Consider the following 19,454-nt stretch of genomic DNA (forward strand, 5'->3'; position numbering starts at 1 on the left):
CCCATGAGCCTGACCTTGCCACCGGCGTTTCTCGAACAGCCGCTGCCGCCGTGGCGGCGTGCGGTGCTCAAGATCGGCAGCAGCCTGCTGGCCGCGGACGGGGGCGGTCTGACGCCGCGTTTCGCGCTTGGTCTGGCGCAGTTCGTGTCTGCCAATGTGCTGGCCGGGCGTGAGGTGGTGATCGTGTCCTCCGGTGCGGTGGCCGCCGGCCGCGCGATCCTGCCCAAGGCGGCCGAAGCCGGTGCGGCGATGGCCGCCCGCCAGGCGCTGGCGGCGCTGGGGCAGGCGCAGCTGATCGCGCTGTGGCAGCGTTTCTTCGAGCGGCCGGTGGCGCAGGTGTTGCTCACCCACGATGACCTGCGCAACCGTCGCCGCTACCTCAACGCACGTGCCACGCTGAACGAGCTGTTGGCGTTGGGCGCGCTGCCGGTGGTCAACGAAAATGACACCGTGTCGGTGGATGAGCTCAAACTCGGTGACAACGACAACCTGGCCGCGATCGTTGCCGCGCTGGTGGACGCCGATGCGCTGTTCATCGCCACCGATATTGATGGCCTGTACAGCGCCGATCCGCGCAGCGATCCGCGGGCGGAACCGATCAACGAGGTGCATGAGCTGACGCCGGGGATCCTGGCCATGGCCGGTGGCAGCGGCAGCGCGGTCGGCACTGGTGGTATGCACACCAAACTGCAGGCCGCGGCCAAGGCCGGCGCTGCCGGTATCGACACCTTCCTGTTCAATGGCCGCGATGGCGATGTGGTGCGTGGACTGGCCCAGGGCCGCCTGCGTGGTACGCGCCTGCATGCCGGTCAATCGCGGATCGCCGCGCGCAAGTACTGGCTGCGGCATGCGCCGGTCGAGCCGGGCGCGATCCTGGTCGATGCTGGCGCCGCGCGCGCGCTGCGCGAGAAGGGGGCCTCGCTGCTGCCTGGCGGTGTGAGTGGGGCCGAGGGCGAGTTCCGCCGCGGCGATATGGTCGAAGTGCGACTGCAAGATAACGAGGGTGGGCATTGCATCGCGCGTGGGGTCAGCCAGTATTCGGCGACCGACATCCGCCGTATCAGCCATCACCATACGCGCGAGATTGAAAGCATCCTCGGCTACAACTACGGCGACAACGTGATCCACCGTGACGACATGGTGTTGCTGTGATCCTCCGGCTTCGAAACCGCTTCGGGAATGACCATGAGTGATATCCGCACCCTGGCGCTGCAATGTCGCGCCGCCGCCCAACACCTGGGGCAGCTGTCCACGCAGGCGCGCAGCGCGCTGCTGCTGGCCATGGCCGATGCGCTGGAGGCCGATGCGGCGGTGATTCTTGCTGCGAACGGGAAAGACCTGGCCGCCGCGCGCGCCAAGGGCGTGGGCAGCGCGATGCTGGACCGGCTGGCACTCACTCCTGCGCGTCTGGCAGGGGTCGCCGATGCGCTGCGCGAAGTGGCCGCATTGCCGGATCCAGTCGGCGAGGTCACGCGGGACTACGTACGCCCCAATGGCATCCGCGTGCAGAAGGTGCGGGTGCCGCTGGGAGTGATCGCGATGATCTACGAAGCGCGCCCGAATGTGACCGCCGATGCCGCGGCGCTATGCATCAAGGCCGGCAATGGCGTGATCCTGCGCGGCGGTTCGGAGGCGATCCACTCCAATACCGCGATCGCCGCCAGCCTCCGGCGTGCGTTGCGTGAAGCCGGTGTTGCCGAGGCGGCGCTGACCCTGGTCGAGGATCTGCGCCGCGAAACCATGTTGGAGCTGTTGCAGCTCAACGACATCATCGATCTGGCGATTCCGCGTGGCGGCGAGGGGCTGATCCGCTTTGTCGCCGAACACGCGCGCGTGCCGGTGATCAAGCACTACAAGGGCGTATGCCACCTGTTTGTCGATGACAGTGCCGACCTGCAGCTGGCGCTGGATCTGCTGATCGACGGCAAGGTGTCGCGTCCGGCCGCCTGCAACTCGCTGGAGACCTTGCTGGTGCATGCGGATATCGCACCGCGCTTCCTGCCGTTGGCCGCGGCCGCATTGCGTGCACGCGGCGTCGAGTTGCGCGGCGATATGGCCACGCAGGCGCTGTTGCCGGAGGTGTTGCCGGCCACGGAGGAGGACTACGCCGCCGAGTACCTGGATCTGGTTCTGGCCATTCGCGTCGTGCCCGATATGGCGGCGGCGATTGCGCATATCCAGCGCTATACCTCCGATCACACCGAAGTCATCGCTACCGCGGACCCTGCCCATGGCGAGGCGTTCATGCATGCCCTGCGCTCGGCGGTGGTGATGGTCAATGCCTCGTCGCGCTTTTCCGACGGCGGGGAACTGGGGCTGGGAGCGGAAATCGGCATTTCCACCACGCGCCTGCATTCCTATGGCCCGATGGGCCTGGAGGCGCTGACGGTGGAGCGATTTGTGGTGCGCGGCGAAGGCCAGGTGCGACACCCGCTGGTCTGAGACCCGTCCGGGAGCTCTGCCGGCAGTTCCGGTGCGGCACAGCCGGCGCCGGATTTACCAGTGGTCTTCCAGCTGCTGCGGCTTGCAGGCGAACCATGCGGCGACCAGTAGCACGGTCGAACACAGTGCCAGGAAGGCGAATGACCACGCCCAGCCGTCACTGATGCCGTGCAGCCAGCCGAACAGCAGCGGCCCAAGGCTGGCCAGGCTGTAACCCACGCCTTGCATGAAGCCGGACAGTGCCGCCGAGCCGGCCTGGGTGCGGGTGCGCAGGTTGATCAGGGTCAGCCCCAGCGGGAAGGTGGACGGCCCGAGTCCGGCGATGATCGCCCATAGCCAGGGGGCGCGCATCGGCGCCAGCAGCAGGCCGGCGAAGGCGATCATGTTCAGCACGAACACCATCACCGCGATCGGGAAGGGGTTGCGCATGCGCACCGCCAGGGCCGGGACCAGCAGCGATGGGGCAAGGCCGATTGCCGAGTAGACCGCGACCATCACGCCGCCGAGCGATTCGCTGGCACCGGCTTCGACCATCACCTTCGGCAGCCAGGTGAACAACGAATAGGTGCCCAGCGAGGTCATGCCGAACATCAGCGCCATGCCCCAGCCAAGTGAGGTTTTCCAGACCTCGCCGGTGGCGTGTGCGGGACCGCTGGTAGTGGTCTCGATATGTGGTGCGGTGCGCGCCAGCAGAAGCCAGGGCAGTACCGCGGCCGCGGACAGCAGCGACCACATGCCCAGCGAGATGCGCCAGTCGAACTGGTTGGCGACCGGTACGGCCAGCAGCGCCGGCACCATCGTGCCGGCCTGCAGGACGGTGATGTAGATCGTGCTCAGTGTGCCGACCCGATCGGCGAAGTAGCGCTTGACCAGGGGCGGTACCACGACATTGCCCATGCCCATGCCGGCCAGCGCGATGGCCGAGCCGAGCATCAGCACGCCGACGTTGTCGGCGAAGGCGCGTACCAGCAGGCCGGCGGTGGCCAACACCATGGCCAGTATCGCGGTGCGCTCCAGGCCGATGGTGCGGGTGATACGCGGTGTGGCCAGACCGAATACGGCGAAGGCCGCGGTCGGCATCATGCCCAGCACGCCGGTCATGGTGCTGCCGAAATCAAAAACGTGGCCCAGGCGGTCCAGCAGCGGGGTCAGCGAGGTGACCGCGCTGCGCAGGTTCGCGGCGACCAGCACGATGGCGGCGAAGGCCAGCAGTCGCCCCTTGAACAGGGATGTGGACGTTTGTGGAAGGTTGGATGCGGACACGGGCTGACTCCAGCGCGGGCGGGAAGCGGTGTATTGCTTCGGAAACCGCCAAAAACAAAAGCCGGCCTAGGGCCGGCTTTTGTCGAATTGGTCGGGGAGACAGGATTCGAACCTGCGACCTCTACGTCCCGAACGTAGCGCTCTACCAGACTGAGCTACACCCCGAAGGAGCCGCTCATGATAGCGGTGACCCTCATGTCTTGCAAGTTTTTTTGTTCAGTTCACGCATCTGCATGACGTGGCGCGTGACTGCCGGGACAGGACAATCCCGGTGACAAAAAAGCCTGGTAAACGTTGCCGTTTTCCAAGCCTTCTTGCGACCTTCTGGTCGGGGAGACAGGATTCGAACCTGCGACCTCTACGTCCCGAACGTAGCGCTCTACCAGACTGAGCTACACCCCGTGAAGGAGCCCGGAAAGATACGCTCAGTCCGGGCTTATGGCAATAGCAAAACGCTATTTTTTAACGGTTCTCTGCCTTGCGGCGATCTTCGCGGGCTTCAAACCACATGCCATTGAGGATGGCGACGGTCGATGCCAGGCCCGCACCGAGAATCCAGGCGAAATACCACATGAGTTGACTCCTTGATTGTTGTCGTTGCGGATCAGTAGGCGTTCGGGTTTTCACCCATCTCTTCCAGCGTCGTCTTGCCCTTGAGCACGCGGTACACCCAGGTGGTGTAGCCGATGATGATGGGCAGGAAGATCACCGTGGCCAGCAGCATGATCCACAGCGTCAGGTGGCTGGAGGAGGCATCCCACACCGTCAGGCTGGAGCCGGGCTGGGTGGAGGAGGGCAGCAGGAACGGGAAGATCGCAAAGCCGACGGTGAAGATGATGCCGGCGATGGAGGCGCCCGAGGCGATGAATGCCAGGCCGCCGCGATGCTTGCGCAGCAGTACCGCGCTGGCCAGTGCACCCAGCAGGCCCACGACCGGAGCCAGGATGGTGGCCGGCATGGTGCGGTAGTTGTGCAGCCAGCCGCCGGCCGCGGAGAACTCGGCCGTCTTCAGCAGCGGATTGCTGGCGCCATCGCTGACCATCTGCGAGGTGACCTGGTAGCCCGGCAGGCCGAATGCGACCCAGGCACCGGCCAGGGCGAACAGCACGAACGAGGCGATGGCGGCGATGCTGCCGATGCGGGCCGAGCGATCCGCGACCGGGCCGCTGGTCTTGAGTACCAGCATGGCCGCACCGTGCGAAACCAGCATCGCCACACTGACCAGGCCGGCCAGCAGTGCGAACGGGGTCAGCAGGCCCAGCAGGTTGCCCGTGTAGAACACGCGCTGGGTGTCGTCGAAATGGAACGGCACGCCCAGCAACACATTGCCGACTGCCACGCCCATGATCAGTGCCGGGATGAAGCCACCGACAAACAGCGCCCTGTCCCAGTTGTCGCGCCAGCGCTGGCTGGGCATCTTGCCGCGGTACTTGAAGCCGACCGGACGCAAGATCAGGGCGAACAGGATCAGGAACATCGCCAGATAGAACCCGGAGAAACTGACCGCATACAGTGGCGGCCAGGCGGCGAAGATCGCACCGCCACCGAGCACCAGCCATACCTGGTTGCCTTCCCATACCGGTCCGATGGTATTGATCACCAGGCGGCGCTCCTCATCGGTCTTGGCCACGAACGGCAGCAAGGTGCCAACGCCAAGATCGAAGCCGTCCATCACCGCGAAGCCGATCAGCAGCACGCCCAGCAGCAGCCACCAGATCACGCGCAGTGTCGTGTAGTCCAGAAGAATGAATTCCATGAGTGTTCTCCTGCCTTATGCCTGGCCGTTGCCGGAGGCGCGGGCGTGATGGGGGACGGCGGCCGGTTCCTGCAGCGACGGCAGGATGTCGTCCGGACCCTTGCGGATGGCCTTGAGCATCAGCTTGACTTCGATGACCAGCAGCACCGTGTACAGCGCGGTGAAGCCGATCAGCGTGGCCAGGATCTCGTAGACCGCCAGTCCGGAGGCCGCATAGAACGTCGGCAGTACGCCATCCACCGCCCACGGCTGACGGCCGTACTCGGCGATGAACCAGCCACATTCAATGGCGATCCACGGGGCTGGCAACGACAGCAGGGCGACCTTGAGGAAGGTGCGCTTGTCTTCGAAGTTGTTGCGGCACGAGAAATAGAACGCCAGGGCGAAGAAGCCGATCATGTACACGCCCAGGCCAACCATGATGCGGAAGGTCCAGAACAGCGGCGCGACGGTGGGCACGGTGTCCAGTGCCGCCTGCGAGATCTCCTCCGGCGTGGCGTTGGCGATATCGTCGCGATAGCGTTTGAGCAGCAAGCCGTGACCCAGATCCTGCCAGTGACGGTCGAACACTTCGCGTGCTTCAACATCGTTCTTGTCGGCGCGGATGCGATTGAGCGCGGCATAGGCGATCTGCCCGCCTTTGACCCGCTCCTCGGCCTGCTTGACCAGGTCCAGGATGCCCGGGATTTCCTGATCCAGCGAACGCGTTGCGATCAGGCCCATCACATAGGGAATCTTGACCTCGAAGTCGTTGCGCTGCTCCTGCTGGTTCGGAATGCCGAATGCGGTGAACGGCGCCGGTGCAGGATAGGTGTGCCACATGCCTTCAATGGCGGCCAGCTTCATCTTCTGGTTTTCCGCGGTGGCGTAACCGGATTCGTCACCCAGCACGGCGACCGAGATCGAGGCCAGCAGGCCGAAGGCGGCAGCGACGGCAAACGAGCGGCGGGCCAGGTCACGGTGCTTGCCGCGCAGCATGAAGAATGCCGAGATCGACATCACGAACATCGCGCCGGTGACGTAACCGGCCGACACGGTGTGCACGAACTTGGCCTGCGCCACCGGGTTGAGCAGCACGGCGGCAAAATCCACCACCTCCATGCGCATCGTTTCCGGGTTGAACACCGCGCCCACCGGGTACTGCATCCAGCCGTTGGCGATCAGGATCCACAGTGCCGACAGGTTGGTGCCCAGCGCCATCAGCCAAGTCACCGCCAGGTGCTGCACCTTGGTCAGCCGGTTCCAGCCGAAGAAGAACAGGCCGATGAAGGTGGCTTCGAGGAAGAAGGCCATCAATCCTTCGATCGCCAGCGGCGCACCGAAGATGTCACCCACGTAGTGGCTGTAATAGGACCAGTTCATGCCGAACTGGAACTCCATCACGATGCCGGTACCGACACCCATGGCGAAGTTGATGCCGAACAGCACGCCCCAGAACAGGGTCATGCGCCGCCAGACCTCCTTGCCGGTCATGACGTACACGCTTTCCATGATCGCGATCATGAAGGAAAGACCCAGCGTGAGTGGGACGAACAGGAAGTGGTACATCGCGGTCAGCGCAAATTGCAGCCGCGACAGCTCTACGACGGTCGAGTCGATCATGGCCGTTCTACCTCGTGGGATATGGGCATCATGTTATGTCAGGAGGGGGGTTCTACGATGTGTGATACTCCCTGTTCATACTGTCGCCTGCCTTGATCTGAATCAATGTGGCGCGGTGATGCAGCGGCGAAGGTAGGCCTCCGGCAGTGGGTGCAAGGCGTGTCTACAATCGGACAGGTTTTTTTCAGGCAGGTTGCCGGTCTTGAATGAGAGTACACATCCTGCTGAGGCGCAGCGTCAGCAGCGTCGTCAGCAACAGCAGTGGCTGGCCGGACTGGCCCAGGGCGCCCTTTCGCGGCAGCGGCTGGCCGCGTTCGCGATCTGTGCCTCCGGTGCCCTGCTGATCGGACAGGCGGCGGCCATCGCCTGGCTGATCCAGAGCATCGTGGTGGAGCATCGTCCGCTGGCGCAGACTGCCGCGGTGTTCGGCCTGCTGGCGCTGGTCCTGCTGTTCCGCAGTCTGCTCGGGGGGCTGGCCCAGAGCGCGGCCGGCGATGTGGCGGACGCGGCCAGGCTGGCGCTTCGGGAAAAAGTGTACCGGCGCCTGATGGAACGGGGTCCCTTGTGGTTGCGCCGGCAGCGCACCGGTGAGCTGAGTGAGCTGTTGCTCAGTCACGGCGATGCCATCGAAGGCTACTACGCCGGTTTCCAACCGGTCCGTACGGAAGTGGTGGTGGTGCCGCTGCTGATCGTGCTGGCCGTGGGCTGGGTGGACTGGGTGGTGGCGGTGATCCTGGTGTGTACCGCGCCGCTGGTTCCGTTTTTCATGATGCTGGTGGGCTGGGGCGCCGAGGCGGCCGGTCGCGCGCAACTGGGAGAACTGGCGCGGATGAGTGGCCACTTCGCCGACCGCATCAAGGGGCTGGGCCTGCTGCGCCTGTATGGGCGTGGCGACGCCGAGCTCGGCGGCATCGCCGCGGCGGCCGAGGGCGTGCGCGAGCGCACCATGAAAGTGCTGCGGATCGCGTTTCTGTCTTCCACCGTGCTGGAATTTTTCGCCTCCGTCAGTGTGGCGATGGTGGCGCTGTATCTGGGGCTCAGTTATCTGGGCCTGATGTCGTTGCACGCCACGGTGCCGACGCTGGGAACCGGCATGTTCTGCCTGCTGCTGGCCCCGGAGTTCTACGCCCCCTTGCGGCGCCTGGCCGCCCATTACCACGACCGTGCCAACGCGCTGGCGGCCGCGGCCGAGGTGGAGCGGCTGTTGCAGGACGACTTGCCGGTTGCCCCGGTGCCCTCGGAACCTGCGCTTCCGCCCGAGCCGGTCCAGTTGCACGCCCCGTTGCTGACGCTGCAGAACCTGACGCTGCGACCGCAAGGTGCGCGCCACGACGTGATGTCCGGGTTCTCGCTGAGCATCGACCAGGGCCAGCATCTGGCTCTGGTGGGCCCCTCCGGCTGCGGCAAAAGCACCTTGCTCGAAGCGCTGGCGGGCTGGCTGCCACCGCGCGAAGGGCGCATCCTGCGCCGCGGCCAGATGCGGGTGGGCTATGCGGGGCAGCGTCCGTACCTGTTCCATGGCTCTATTGGAGACAACCTGCGGCTGGCCGACCCGACCGCCAGCGATGCCCGTCTGCAGGCGGCGGCCGAAGCGGCGCAGGTCATGCGTTTTGCCCGGGAGCTGCCACACGGGCTGGACACGGTGATCGGTGAGCGCGGCTTCGGCCTGTCCGGGGGGGAGGCCCGACGCATCGGTCTGGCGCGCCTGTTGTTGCGCGATCCGGATCTGCTGCTGCTTGATGAGCCCACCGCATTTCTTGATCCTGAAACCGAAGCCGCCCTGTTGCAGGCGTTGGCCATCCATGCCCGTGGACGCACCGTGGTGATGGCGACCCACAGCGCGGCGGCGATGCGCTGGGCCGATGCGGTGGTGCGTTTGCACCTCGATCGTGCCGTACCCGCGCAGGTGCAGGCATGAACGACAGCATGCGTGAGGTGTTCGCCCGGCATCGCTGGCGTTTGCTGCTGGCGGTAGTGCTGCTGCTGACCACGATGCTGGCCGGCGTCGGCCTGCTCGGGTTGTCCGGTGGGTTCCTCACCGGTGCGGCGCTGGCCGGTGCGGCGGGGATGGGCGCCACCTTCAACTTTTTCTCGCCCTCGGCGGGGATCCGCGGGCTGACGATGGCGCGGATCGTGTCGCGCTATTTCGAAAAACTGGTCGGCCACGATGTGACGCTGCGCATCGCCCGCGACCTGCGTGTGTGGTTCTTCCGTCGCGCCTTGCCGCTGGCGCCGGCGCGGCTGGGCGGCAGCCGTACCGGCGAACTGCTGGCCCGGCTGGTTTCAGACATCAGCGAAGTGGATGGAGTGATGGTGCGGGCTGCTGGACCGCTGCTGGCGCTGCTCGGCATCGTGCTGGCCAGCGTCGTCGCGGCAGCGCTGATCTACTGGCCGGCGGCGCTGTTGCTGTTCGCCATCGCGGGGGCGATCGGGATCGGTGTCCCGGTGCTGGCCGTGCGCCACGGTGAGCATGGCGAAATGGAACGCGCGCAGACGCGGGCGTCGTTGCGCACGCTGGCGTACGAAGGGCTGGAAGGTGTGGCGGATCTGACCGCGCTGCAGGCGCAGGGGGATTGGATCGCACGTGTGGATGCCGCCGCACTGCAGGTTGCCGCTCGCGACCGGCGTCGTCGTCGTCGCTTGATCGCTGGCAATGTGCTGCATTCGGCCTGCGCCGGAGTGGGGCTGCTGGCGATGCTGTGGCTGGCGCTGCACGCATTCCAGGGCGGTCAGGTGAGCGGGCCGCTGGCTGCGGCGCTGGTGTTCCTCACCGTGGCCTTGCTGGAAGTGGCCGCGGGCAGCGGTCTGGCCTGGCAGTCGCTGCAGTCGGCACGCGTGGCCGGCCAGCGCTTGCGTCAGATCGTGGACCAGGCCCCGGCGGTGGAAGATCCCGCCCAGCCGCGGGCCTTGCCGGACACGCCGGCCGAGGTGTCCTTCGAACAGGTGGTTTTCCATTGGCCCGGGGAGTCCCGGCAGTTGCTCGACGGGGTGGAGTTGCGACTGCGGCCGGGTGAGCGTGTGGCCATACGCGGCGACAGTGGGTGTGGCAAGACCACGTTGTCGGCGTTGCTGCTGCGCCTGTGGGACCCTCGCCAAGGGGCCGTGCGCTACGGCGGCGTGGATCTGCGCGATGTCGCCCAGGAGGCGTGGCATCGAAAGGTGGCCTGGTTGCCGCAGGGCGCGCCGGTATTTGCCGGCTCCATCAGCGAGAACCTGCGATTGGGCGATCCACAGGCCGATGACGCGGCAATGTGGTCGGTGCTGGAACAGGTACGGCTGAGCGCCTGGGCGCAGCAGCAGGGGGGGCTGTCGGCGTGGGTCGGCGAAAACGGTGCGACCATGTCGGCCGGTCAGGCGCGCCGTCTGGCGCTGGCACGCGCGCTGCTGCGCGATACGCCGCTGATGGTGCTCGATGAGCCCACCGAAGGATTGGACGTGGACACCGCGCACGCGTTGTTGCTTGATCTGGCCGCCGCGCTGGGCTCACGCAGCTTGCTGATGATCACCCATGATCCGTTGCCCCATGGCGTGGTGCACCGGGAATACCGTCTTCAGCACGGACAACTGCAGCCGCTGACCAACGCCGAAGTCCCCGCGCGCTGAGTACGGCGGGGCGCTGCGGAAAGCCGATTCGAAAACCGTGAGGGCTTGGGCCCTCGGGCATTGCGGTGGGGTTTGCTGGCAGAGCAGGTTGTCGCGCAATGCGGCCTGTTTGCCCAGTGCGTAGCCGATGCCACCCAAAAGCAGCAGCGCGCCGCAGCCAATGGAAATGGCAGCCAGCGTTTCGTTGCGGCGCAGGTCCATGATGCCGAAGGCGATGAGCGCCAGTGGCAGCAGTGACCAGTGGAGGGTCAATGCCAGCACCATGCCCAGCAGCACGATGGTGTCGGTCCGATGCTTGAGTACGTTCGTTGCGTCCTGCATATACCTCTGTCTCCACGGAAGAGGGGATGTAGAACCGGGTGTTGCCTGGGTGAGGCCGGTGAACGATAGCAGGGCGCTGCGCCGTGGCTCAAACGAGGCTGGGCAGCCAGCCGCTGAATACTGCAGCCAGCGCGGTCAGATGGAGCCCCACCGTTACCCAGAACACCTGCTGGAAACTGCGCTTGCTGGATTTGTGGCGGAACAGTCCCTGCGCCAGCAGCGCGCCGGGCCAGCCGCCGAACAGGGCGATCAGGTGCAAGGTGCTTTCCGGGGTGCGCTGGTCGCCGCGTTGCGCGGCACTTTTGTCGTAGGCATAGAACGCCAGCGCCAGCAGGCTCAGGCCCACGATGGTCCCGGCGATCCAACCGGGAAGCAGTCGGGTTACCCCGCCCAGCACCGGTATCGACAGGGCAATCAAGCCCAGGGCGGTGCGGGGCAGGCGCCGGGCTGACTGCTTCGGCGCTGCAGGGGGTCTACCGGTAGCGGCGAAGCGGATGGCGGTGGCCGCCAGACGCCCACGCTCGTCGCGCTTGGGCTGGTAACTGATCAGCTGGCCTTCCAGCGGGCGCGGTGTGCCGCGTTCGAAGGCCTTGATATGGACGAAGGCGCGTTCGCCGCCCCCGTTGGGGCTGACGAAACCAAAGCCCTTGTCGTCATTCCAGTCCTGCAGCCGTCCTTGATAGCGCATCCGTTGTATCGCACGAGTAGCAGTGCCGGTATTGGATCGCAGCGGCGAGGTGTTGTGAAGCGCTCAACGCCCCGGCTCGGGCGGTGGTGCCTCGTCGCGCACCCGCAGGAAGCGCGCGAAGCGCGGCAGGCCGGTGGCGGTGTAGCCGTTGTAACGGTAGGTCACCAGGGTGCCGATGCCGGGCGGATTGGCGCGCTGCGCATCCTTCAGCCCGCTGCCGATGCGGAAGCGGGCGCCGTCGCTGCGCTGTACCAGCAATGCGCCGAGCATGCCGCTGTACTTGCCCTTGCCGGGCACATGCCCGACCACCCAGGCTTCGGCGTCCTGCCATGGCTTGAGCTTGAGCAGGCCTTCGCTGCGGCCGGGCAGGTAGCGGTTGTTCTGGTGGTGGAGCATCAGACCCTCGCCGTCGGCGGCAACCACCGATTGCAGCAGGCGCTGCAGGTGGGCGGTGTTGGCCATCCTCTGCTGCGGGATCAATGCGAGGCCGGGTCTGTCTGTGGCCCGAACCAGCACCTGCAGCGCCGCCAGCCGTTGCGAGAACGTACCCGGGTGCGCGGGCAGGTCGAAGGCCATGAAGCGGATCGCACGCCACTCCTGTGGACGGGCCGGGGTGGTGCGGATGATGGCGCTGACCTCGTCGAAACGGCCGCGGGCGATCCACAGTTCGCCATCCAGTGGCTGTTGCGGCCAGCCGCGGGTGAATCCGGGCGGAGCGCTGATGCGGTTGCCGGCACGCGTCCACAAGGCCTTGCCATCCCAGCGGGCGCGCACGCCGTCGAGCTTTTCACTGATCCAGTATGGCGCCGGATCGGTGCCGTCGCGCCACTGCCCGGCCAGCATCAAGGGCGGGGCAGTGCCGGCGCGGGCGTCAGCAGGCAGCAGACAGGCGCATAACAGCAGAAGGAGCAGTCGAGCCATGGCGGTCCCGGGGGAAGGGCGAGGACTGCCACAGTGGAGCGTGATCAAGGCGGTGGCTATCGGCGCCAGGCCGACGCGTGTGTAGGAATCGCCGGCTCAGTGCTGTCGGTCAGGCGGCCGGCAGCGTATCCAGGAAACCGCGTACGGCCGGGCCGAAGCGGTCGTAGTCGACCAGGAACGCATCGTGGCCCTGCGGCGATTCCATCCCGATGAACTGTGCCTGTGCCCCACCGGCCCGCAGGCCGTCGGCGATCTGCTGCTGCTGTTGCACCGGGAACAGGATGTCGGTGTTGGCGCCGATGGCCAGGGCGCACGGCACCTGGATCTTCGCCAGCCCGGCCAGCACGTCGCCGTCGGCGTACTCGGCCAGGTCGAACCAGTCCATCGACCGGCCCAGATAGAGGTAGCAGTTCGGGTCGAAATGGCGGACGAAGCGGCGCGCGTGCCCCTCCAGGTAGCTTTCCACCTGGAACTCCAGCCCGAACGGGTCATCGTCGTTGTGGCCCGGATCCTCCGAGTCCAGCCTTACCCGACCAAAGCGGCCGTCCCACTCCAGCGCAGAGCGGTAGGTGATCACGCCCAGCTTGCGGGCCATGCGCATACCCGACTCCGGGTAGTGCGCCTCATCGTAATCGCCGCCATTCCAGGCCGGATCCAGGCGGATGGCTTCGCGCTGCAGCGAGCGGATCGCGATGGAGAACGGCAGGGCCTGCGCGCTGCCGGAAATGTTGATGTGCGAACGGGCGATGCCCGGGTGCAGCAGCAGCAGGGCCAGCGCGGTCATGCCCCCCATGGAGTTGCCGATCAGGCAGGCCAGCCGGGTGATGCCGAGGGATTTGACCACCTCCGCCGCGGCATTGGCGATGTCTTCGATCGACAGCTCGGGAAAGGACAAACCATAGCGCTGGCCGGTGGCGGGATTGAGCGAGGCCGGGCCGGTGGAGCCCTTGCAGCTGCCCAGCGAGTTGACGCAGATCACGTACCAGCGGTCGGTGTCGATCGGCTTGCCCGGGCCTAGCATCGGCTCCCACCAGCCGGTGGCGGGATTGCCCGGGTTGCTGGCGGCGTGGGCATCGGGAGACAGGCCGGTGACGATCAGTACGGCGTTGCCGGCATCGGCGGCCAGCGTGCCCCAGGTTTCAAAGGCGATCCGGGCGCCGTGCAGCTGGCCACCGCGCTTCATCGGAAAGGGCGAGGGCAGCGGATGGAAGCGGCTGCCGGGCGGAATGAATTCGGTCATCGGCTGATTTTACCGGGCTTGGCGTCCGTGTCTTGGATGCGCGACATGACCCCGGGTTATCTGCCTATGCCCGCTCCGTGGGAGGGGAGGTCGAGCAGCAGGTCCACCGGGGCGTCGGCCGGCAACGTGACGATCACCGGTGCCGATTCGATATCGCCGTTTTGGCGGATTGCGGTGCCGCTTTGTGACAGCCGCGCGAATACCTCCACTTCCGTCAGCGACGACAGCTTTGCAGTCGGCATCGGGCTGTCGGTGTCGTCCAGGACCACGGTCAGCGGTTGTTGCGGGGCCGGGTGGCGCTCCACCGCCACCGGCATCGGTGGGCCACCGGGCACGCGGGCGATGACGAACAGCGTGTCGTTGCGGGAGGTCGCGCGCGTGGCCAGCGCCGGTGTCAGGGTCACCCGCACCTGCAGGCCCGCGCCGCTGGCGGCCGGCGCGGCTCCTGCCGGGCCTCCGGAAGCTGAGCCGGCCGCCGTGCGGGCGGCGGCAATCTGCTCCTGCAAGGCGGCGGCAGCGGCCGGCTGCAGGCGCGGCAGCAGCGATTCCCAGGTACGGGCGGCCTGTTCGGCCTGGCCGCGCTGGCGCTGGACGATGCCGATCAGCCAGATCGCGCGTTCGTTGTCCGGTGCCAGGGTGCGTGCATGTTGCAGCCAGCGCAGGCCGATCTCGTCGAACAGGAAGGACGGCTCGGCCTGCGCCCGGATCTGTGCGGCTTCGACGAGCAGGGCGGGTTCGTCGGGCATCAGCTTGACCGCGCGCTCATAGGCGGCCGCCGCCTCGGCGATGCGACCGAGTTCGAGCTGGGAGCGGGCCAGCAGCGTCCAGCCATCGGCGCGCTCGGGGTTTTTCTCCAGCGCGGCCTGCAACTGGGTGATGCCCTCTTCCAGGGTTTGCGGCGCCGCCGCGGCGCGGGTCTGCGGTTGCAGTGCGGCCGGGGTTCCCAGCCACTGGTACAGGCCGATCGTGGCCACCACCATCGCCGCCACCAGCGTGCCCCAGATGCCGCGCTTGCCGGCGCGCAACAGCGGCCACAGCATCCAGCCGCCAGCGACGGCTGCCAGCAGTCCGGTCAGCGCGAGGAACAGGCCGCTCACCATTCGCGTTCTTCCTGACTGGATTCGTCCAGCACCCTGGGCGGCAAGGCCCGGGCGCGGCGCCGTACATGGATGACCAGCATTCCCGCGCCGATCAGCAGCAACAGCCCCGGACCGAACCACAGCACTGCGGTGCCGGTATCCACCTGTGGCCGGTACAGCACGAACTGGCCGTAGCGCTCGACCAGGAACTGCTCGATCTGGGCGTCGCTGCGGCCTTCGTGCATCAACGTGAGCACTTCGCGGCGCAGGTCATGGGCGATCTGCGCGTTGGAGTCGGCCAGCGACTGGTTCTGGCACTGCACGCAGCGCAGCTCGGCGGTCAGGGCGTGGAAACGCGCCTCCTCGGCCGGGTCGCGGAACTGCAGCGGCGTGGGGTCGCCCATCGGCTGGGCCTGGATCGCGCCGGCAGTGCCGAGCAGCAGAACCAGCAGCAGTGCCCAACGCCTCATCGCGCGCTGCTCGTGGCCGGCAGCGTACCGGGATCGCCGGCGGCGGCTTCCACTTTCTCCAGCGCCGGGATCAGCTGCGTGTCGAGCACGTGCTGGGTGATCGCGCCGCTGTATTTCCAGCGGACGATGCCGCTGCCATCAACCAGGAAGGTTTCCGGCGCGGCGGCGATGCCCCAGTCCAGCGCGGTGCGGCCGTCCTGGTCGGCGAGCACCACCATGTACGGATTGCCCAGTTGCTCCAGCCAGCGCAGCGCGTCGGCGGGCTCGTCCTTCCAGTTGTAACCGACCATGCGCAGGCGCTTGGTTTCGGCAAAACGGGTCAGCACCGGATGCTCGTCGCGGCAGGCCGGGCACCAGCTGCCCCAGACATTGAGCAGGTAGGGCGCACCGCGCAGATCCTGGCTGCCGATCAGGACGCTGGGGTCGTGCAGCACCGGCAGCGAGAACTCCGGCGCCGGCTTGTCCTGCAACGCCGAGGGCAGGCTGTCGCGGTCCGGATTTCCCGAGCGGCTGACGCCATAGAGCATCAGCCCCATCAGACCGATGAAAAACAGCACGCCGAGGACGATCGCCACCGGCGGCAGGCGCTGCGGGCGGACGAGCGGTTGCGGGGACGGGTTGGACATCAGGCTTTCCTCTGCGGAATGCGGCGGAAGCGGCGGTCGACGGCGGTGATGAAGCCACCCAGCGCCATCAGCGCCGCTCCCAGCCAGATCCAGCGGACAAAGGGTTTGATCTGCACGCGCACCGCCCAGGCACCATCGCCCAGCGATTCGCCCAGGGCGACATAGATATCACCGCCGAGCGCCGGGTGGATGCCGGCTTCGGTCATGGCCTGGCCGCCACTGGCATACATGCGTTTTTCCGGGTGCAGCAGGGCGACCGCGTCACCGTTGCGGGAAACCTGCACGTGGCCGCGGTCGGAGTGATAGTTGGGACCATCGACGGCATCGACGCCCTCCAGCGTGAGCTGGTAGCCGCCAGCATCCACCGACCTGCCCGGTGCCAGCGCCACTTCATGCTGGACGTGCAGCGCTTCCACCAGCAGCGCGCCGACCAGAAACACGGCGATACCCAAATGCGCCAGCAGCATGCCCACGGCTTCGGCGTTGAGCCGGCCACTGTTGCGCAGGCGTTGCCACAGGTAATAGAGCGTGCCCACGCCAACCCACGCGGCGGCGGCGATACCCGCGGCGGCTTTGAGCTTGCCCTGCGGCGCCATGAACCAGGTCACGGTGCCCAGCAGCAGGGTCAGTCCGGCCCACGGCGCGAGCAGGGCCAGCGGGCGCAAGCCCTGTTCGCGCTGCCAGCGGGTCAGCGGGCCGAATGGCAGCAGCAGCACCAGCGGGGTCATCAGCAGTACGAACAAGGTGCCGAAGTAGGGCGGGCCGACCGACACCTTGCCCAAGTCCAGCGCGTCGGCGATCAGCGGATACAGCGTGCCCAACAGCACCATTGCGCAGGCGCAGCTGAGCAGCAGGTTGTTGGCCAGCAGCAGGCTTTCGCGCGAATTGAGGCTGAAGGCGCGGCGGGAACTGTCGCTGTTTCCTTCCAGTCCGGGGGCACGCAGTGCGTACAGCAGCAGCGAGCCGCCGATCACCAGCGCCAGGAACACCAGGATGAACAGGCCGCGCGAAGGATCGGCGGCGAACGAATGCACGCTGGTCAGCACACCGGAACGGACCAGGAAGGTGCCCAGCAGCGACAGCGCGAAGGCGGCGATGGCCAGCAGCAGGGTCCAGCCGACGAACACGCCGCGCTTTTCGGTCGCCGCCTGTGAATGCAGCAGCGCCGCGCCGATCAGCCAGGGCATGAAACTGGCGTTCTCCACCGGGTCCCAGAACCACCAGCCGCCCCAGCCCAGCTCGTAGTACGCCCACCAGCTGCCCAGCGCGATGCCCAGGGTCAGAAAGCCCCAGGCCACGTTGGTCCACGGCCGGGTCCAGCGCAGCCAGCGCACGTCGATGTGGCCATCGAGCAGGGCGGCGATGGCGAAGGCGAACGGCACCGCGAAGCCCACGTAGCCGAAGTACAGCATCGGCGGGTGGATGATCAGGCCCGGGTCCTGCAGCAGCGGGTTAAGGTCGTGGCCTTCGGCGGCGGCCGGCAGCAGGCGCACGAAGGGATTGGAGGTGAACAGCAGGAAGGCGAGAAAGCCGACGCTGATCAGCCCCATCACCGCCAGCACGCGCGCCACCACCTCGGCCGGCAGCTGGCGCGAGCAGATCGCCACCGCGGCGGTCCACAGCGCCAGCACCAGCGCCCACAGCAGCAGCGAGCCCTCGTGCGCGCCCCACACCGCCGAATAGCGGTAGATCATCGGCAGCAGCGAGTTGGAGTTCTCGGCGACGTAACGCAGCGAAAAATCCTGCTGGACGAAGGCGATGGTCAGCACCCCGAAGGCACCGGCCACGGTGGCCAGTTGCAGCAGCGCGGCCGGGCGGGCGGTGGCGATCAGCGCGTCGTTGCGGCGGTGTGCGCCAATCATCGGAAGCACGCTCTGCAGAACGGCTGCCAGCAACGCGAGGATCAGCAGGACCTGTCCGATTTCAGGCAGCACTCAGGGCGTTTCCGTGGTGGCGGGTGCATCGGCGGGCACCTGGTGCTTGGTGTGCGCCATGCCCATCTTGTCGGCCAGTTCCTTGGGCATGTAGGTCTCGTCATGTTTGGCCAGCACGTCCTCGGCGACGAACACGCCATCGACCATGCGGCCGGTGGCGACCACCGCCTGGCCCTCGCGGAACAAGTCCGGCAGGATGCGGTCATAGGTGACGGGCAGCTGCGCATCGCCGTCGGTCACCTCGAAACGGGCCAGCAGGGCGCCGGCTTCGCGCTTGAACGAGCCCTTGGCGACCATGCCGCCGAGGCGGAAGCGCGCGTCGGGCGCGACCTTGCCGGCCATCACTTCAGCCGGGGTGTACAGGTAGGCGATGTTGCGCTGGAGCGCGGTGGCCACCAGGGCCGCGGCGATGCCGGCGGCGGCGAGGATCGCACCCACCAGCAGCAGGCGTCGGCGCTGGACAGGACTCATCGGCTCAACTCCCCCTGGTCGGCTTGCGGGGGGGCGCTGCGGCTGGCACGGGCCAGCCGGCTGCGGGCCTCACGCAGCTGCTGGCGCAACTGCAGCCGGGGGATGATGAAGTCCCACGCCAGTACCGCGAAGAAAATGCCATAGGCCAGCGCCACATACTTGAAGTAGCTCATTGTGCTTTTTCCAGACGTTCGCGCACCCAGCCCTTGCCGGTCTCGCGGCGCAGGTTGTCGGCGCGGGCGCGCGCCAGCAGCGAGCCGGCGAACCAGAACTTGGTGGCCAGCACCATCAGCCACAGCGGCAGGGTCATGCTGCTGTCCATGCTCGATTCGCCGAACACACGGATGGTCTGGCCCTGGTGCAGCGAATTCCACCACACCACCGAATAGCGGATCACCGGCAGCAGCACCACGCCGACGATGGCCAGCAGGCCGGCGGCGCGGGCGGCGGCGCGGCGGTCGTCGATGGCGCCGTACAGGCCGATCACGCCCAGATACAGGAACAGCAGGATCAGCTCGGTGGTCAGGCGCGGGTCCCAGTCCCACCAGGTGCCCCACATCGGCTTGCCCCAGATGCTGCCCGTGAGCAGGGTGATCACGGTGAAGGCGGCGCCGATCGGCGCGCAGGCCATGGCCAGGATCTCGCACAACTTGATCCGCCAGACCAGGGCGATGGCGGCGTAGAACGCCATCAGCGCGAACACGAACAGGCTCATCCAGGCTGCAGGCACGTGGATATAGAGAATGCGGAAGCTGTCACCCTGCTGGTAGTCGGCCGGCACCACCGCCAGCGCCTGCCACAGGCCGAAGGCGAACAGCGGCAGGGCGGCGAGATAGCACCAGGGTGACCAGCGTGCGGCAAAGGCATCGAAGTAGGCGGGAGAACCCAGCTTGTGGAACCAACCGATCAAACCTTTGAACATCCGCTCGCTCGCTGAGGAAGACGAAGGCAGTGCCATCACGGGGCCCCGCCGCCAAGCCCCGCCAAGCGCAGGCGCCTTTGCTGCCGCAAGATTAGCTCAAGACGGCGCGATTGGTG

At 66.9% G+C, this 19,454-nt stretch carries 19 protein-coding genes and 2 tRNA genes; 4 read left to right on the plus strand and 17 right to left on the minus strand.

All coding sequences use genetic code 11. The features are described from left to right. Positions 1 to 3: 3 nt before the first annotated feature. Both proB and ACVOMC_RS14685 read left to right on the plus strand, forming a co-directional pair. A complete protein-coding gene (proB, locus tag ACVOMC_RS14680) occupies positions 4 to 1,152 on the plus strand; it encodes a glutamate 5-kinase (RefSeq protein ID WP_481524538.1) in 1,149 nt (382 codons plus the stop codon). Between the two features lie 33 nt (positions 1,153 to 1,185). Further along, positions 1,186 to 2,442: a glutamate-5-semialdehyde dehydrogenase gene (locus tag ACVOMC_RS14685; RefSeq protein ID WP_481524539.1), complete on the plus strand. Its 1,257-nt coding sequence runs from the start codon at positions 1,186 to 1,188 to the stop codon at positions 2,440 to 2,442. A 54-nt stretch (positions 2,443 to 2,496) separates the two neighbouring features. Here the strand turns inward: ACVOMC_RS14685 and ACVOMC_RS14690 are convergent, their stop codons facing one another. From ACVOMC_RS14690 to ACVOMC_RS14715, 6 genes are all read right to left on the minus strand, one after another. Further along, entirely contained in the window at positions 2,497 to 3,705 is a 1,209-nt protein-coding gene (locus ACVOMC_RS14690) for a CynX/NimT family MFS transporter (RefSeq protein WP_481524540.1), read from the minus strand. Positions 3,706 to 3,793: 88 nt separating this feature from the next. Further along, positions 3,794 to 3,870 (minus strand) — tRNA-Pro (locus ACVOMC_RS14695). A 160-nt stretch (positions 3,871 to 4,030) separates the two neighbouring features. Further along, positions 4,031 to 4,107: transfer RNA gene (locus ACVOMC_RS14700), tRNA-Pro, on the minus strand. A gap of 60 nt (positions 4,108 to 4,167) precedes the next feature. Continuing rightward, entirely contained in the window at positions 4,168 to 4,278 is a 111-nt protein-coding gene (cydX, locus tag ACVOMC_RS14705) for a cytochrome bd-I oxidase subunit CydX (RefSeq protein WP_054659029.1), read from the minus strand. Between the two features lie 31 nt (positions 4,279 to 4,309). After that, on the minus strand, positions 4,310 to 5,461 hold the full coding sequence (cydB, locus tag ACVOMC_RS14710; protein ID WP_481524541.1) for a cytochrome d ubiquinol oxidase subunit II: 1,152 nt from the start codon (positions 5,459 to 5,461) through the stop codon (positions 4,310 to 4,312). A 15-nt stretch (positions 5,462 to 5,476) separates the two neighbouring features. Then, positions 5,477 to 7,063 (minus strand): cytochrome ubiquinol oxidase subunit I, encoded by a 1,587-nt coding sequence (locus ACVOMC_RS14715; protein WP_057505978.1) that lies wholly within the window; start codon positions 7,061 to 7,063, stop codon positions 5,477 to 5,479. A 202-nt stretch (positions 7,064 to 7,265) separates the two neighbouring features. Between ACVOMC_RS14715 and cydD the strand changes: the two genes are divergently transcribed. Both cydD and cydC read left to right on the plus strand, forming a co-directional pair. Next, the gene (gene cydD, locus ACVOMC_RS14720; protein ID WP_481524542.1) at positions 7,266 to 8,981 is read left to right on the plus strand and encodes a thiol reductant ABC exporter subunit CydD; all 1,716 of its coding nucleotides are present in this window, start codon (positions 7,266 to 7,268) and stop codon (positions 8,979 to 8,981) included. Further along, positions 8,978 to 10,666: a thiol reductant ABC exporter subunit CydC gene (gene cydC, locus ACVOMC_RS14725; RefSeq protein ID WP_481524543.1), complete on the plus strand. Its 1,689-nt coding sequence runs from the start codon at positions 8,978 to 8,980 to the stop codon at positions 10,664 to 10,666. The genes cydD and cydC overlap by 4 nt, the downstream gene beginning before the upstream one ends. Here the strand turns inward: cydC and ACVOMC_RS14730 are convergent. The 11 genes from ACVOMC_RS14730 to ccmC all read right to left on the minus strand — a co-directional run bounded on the left by ACVOMC_RS14730 (position 10,547) and on the right by ccmC (position 19,338). Then, positions 10,547 to 10,987: a hypothetical protein gene (locus ACVOMC_RS14730; RefSeq protein WP_481524544.1), complete on the minus strand. Its 441-nt coding sequence runs from the start codon at positions 10,985 to 10,987 to the stop codon at positions 10,547 to 10,549. The genes cydC and ACVOMC_RS14730 overlap by 120 nt on opposite strands. Positions 10,988 to 11,075: 88 nt before the next feature. Continuing rightward, positions 11,076 to 11,675 carry a DUF1294 domain-containing protein gene (locus tag ACVOMC_RS14735; RefSeq protein WP_481524545.1) on the minus strand — a complete coding sequence of 200 codons (600 nt, stop codon included), beginning with the start codon at positions 11,673 to 11,675 and terminating at the stop codon, positions 11,076 to 11,078. 63 nt (positions 11,676 to 11,738) lie between these two features. After that, a complete protein-coding gene (locus tag ACVOMC_RS14740) occupies positions 11,739 to 12,596 on the minus strand; it encodes a DNA ligase (protein ID WP_481524546.1) in 858 nt (285 codons plus the stop codon). Between the two features lie 109 nt (positions 12,597 to 12,705). After that, a complete protein-coding gene (gene metX, locus ACVOMC_RS14745) occupies positions 12,706 to 13,836 on the minus strand; it encodes a homoserine O-acetyltransferase MetX (protein ID WP_481524547.1) in 1,131 nt (376 codons plus the stop codon). Positions 13,837 to 13,892: 56 nt separating this feature from the next. After that, positions 13,893 to 14,936 carry a tetratricopeptide repeat protein gene (locus tag ACVOMC_RS14750; RefSeq protein WP_481524548.1) on the minus strand — a complete coding sequence of 348 codons (1,044 nt, stop codon included), beginning with the start codon at positions 14,934 to 14,936 and terminating at the stop codon, positions 13,893 to 13,895. Continuing rightward, positions 14,930 to 15,385 (minus strand): cytochrome c-type biogenesis protein, encoded by a 456-nt coding sequence (locus ACVOMC_RS14755; protein ID WP_481524549.1) that lies wholly within the window; start codon positions 15,383 to 15,385, stop codon positions 14,930 to 14,932. Before ACVOMC_RS14755 ends, ACVOMC_RS14750 begins: the two co-directional genes overlap by 7 nt. Beyond that, complete coding sequence (locus ACVOMC_RS14760; protein WP_481524550.1) at positions 15,382 to 16,011, minus strand: DsbE family thiol:disulfide interchange protein; 630 nt, start codon at positions 16,009 to 16,011, stop codon at positions 15,382 to 15,384. Before ACVOMC_RS14760 ends, ACVOMC_RS14755 begins: the two co-directional genes overlap by 4 nt. Further along, positions 16,011 to 17,945, minus strand: coding sequence for a heme lyase CcmF/NrfE family subunit (locus ACVOMC_RS14765; RefSeq protein WP_481524551.1), 1,935 nt, complete (start codon positions 17,943 to 17,945; stop codon positions 16,011 to 16,013). The genes ACVOMC_RS14760 and ACVOMC_RS14765 overlap by 1 nt, the downstream gene beginning before the upstream one ends. After that, on the minus strand, positions 17,946 to 18,416 hold the full coding sequence (ccmE, locus tag ACVOMC_RS14770) for a cytochrome c maturation protein CcmE (RefSeq protein WP_481524552.1): 471 nt from the start codon (positions 18,414 to 18,416) through the stop codon (positions 17,946 to 17,948). Beyond that, positions 18,413 to 18,589, minus strand: coding sequence for a heme exporter protein CcmD (gene ccmD, locus ACVOMC_RS14775; protein ID WP_481524553.1), 177 nt, complete (start codon positions 18,587 to 18,589; stop codon positions 18,413 to 18,415). Before ccmD ends, ccmE begins: the two co-directional genes overlap by 4 nt. Beyond that, a complete protein-coding gene (gene ccmC / locus ACVOMC_RS14780) occupies positions 18,586 to 19,338 on the minus strand; it encodes a heme ABC transporter permease CcmC (RefSeq protein WP_481524554.1) in 753 nt (250 codons plus the stop codon). The genes ccmD and ccmC overlap by 4 nt, the downstream gene beginning before the upstream one ends. Between the last annotated feature and the right edge of the window lie 116 nt (positions 19,339 to 19,454).

Source organism: Stenotrophomonas sp. STEN014, assembly GCF_056760315.1.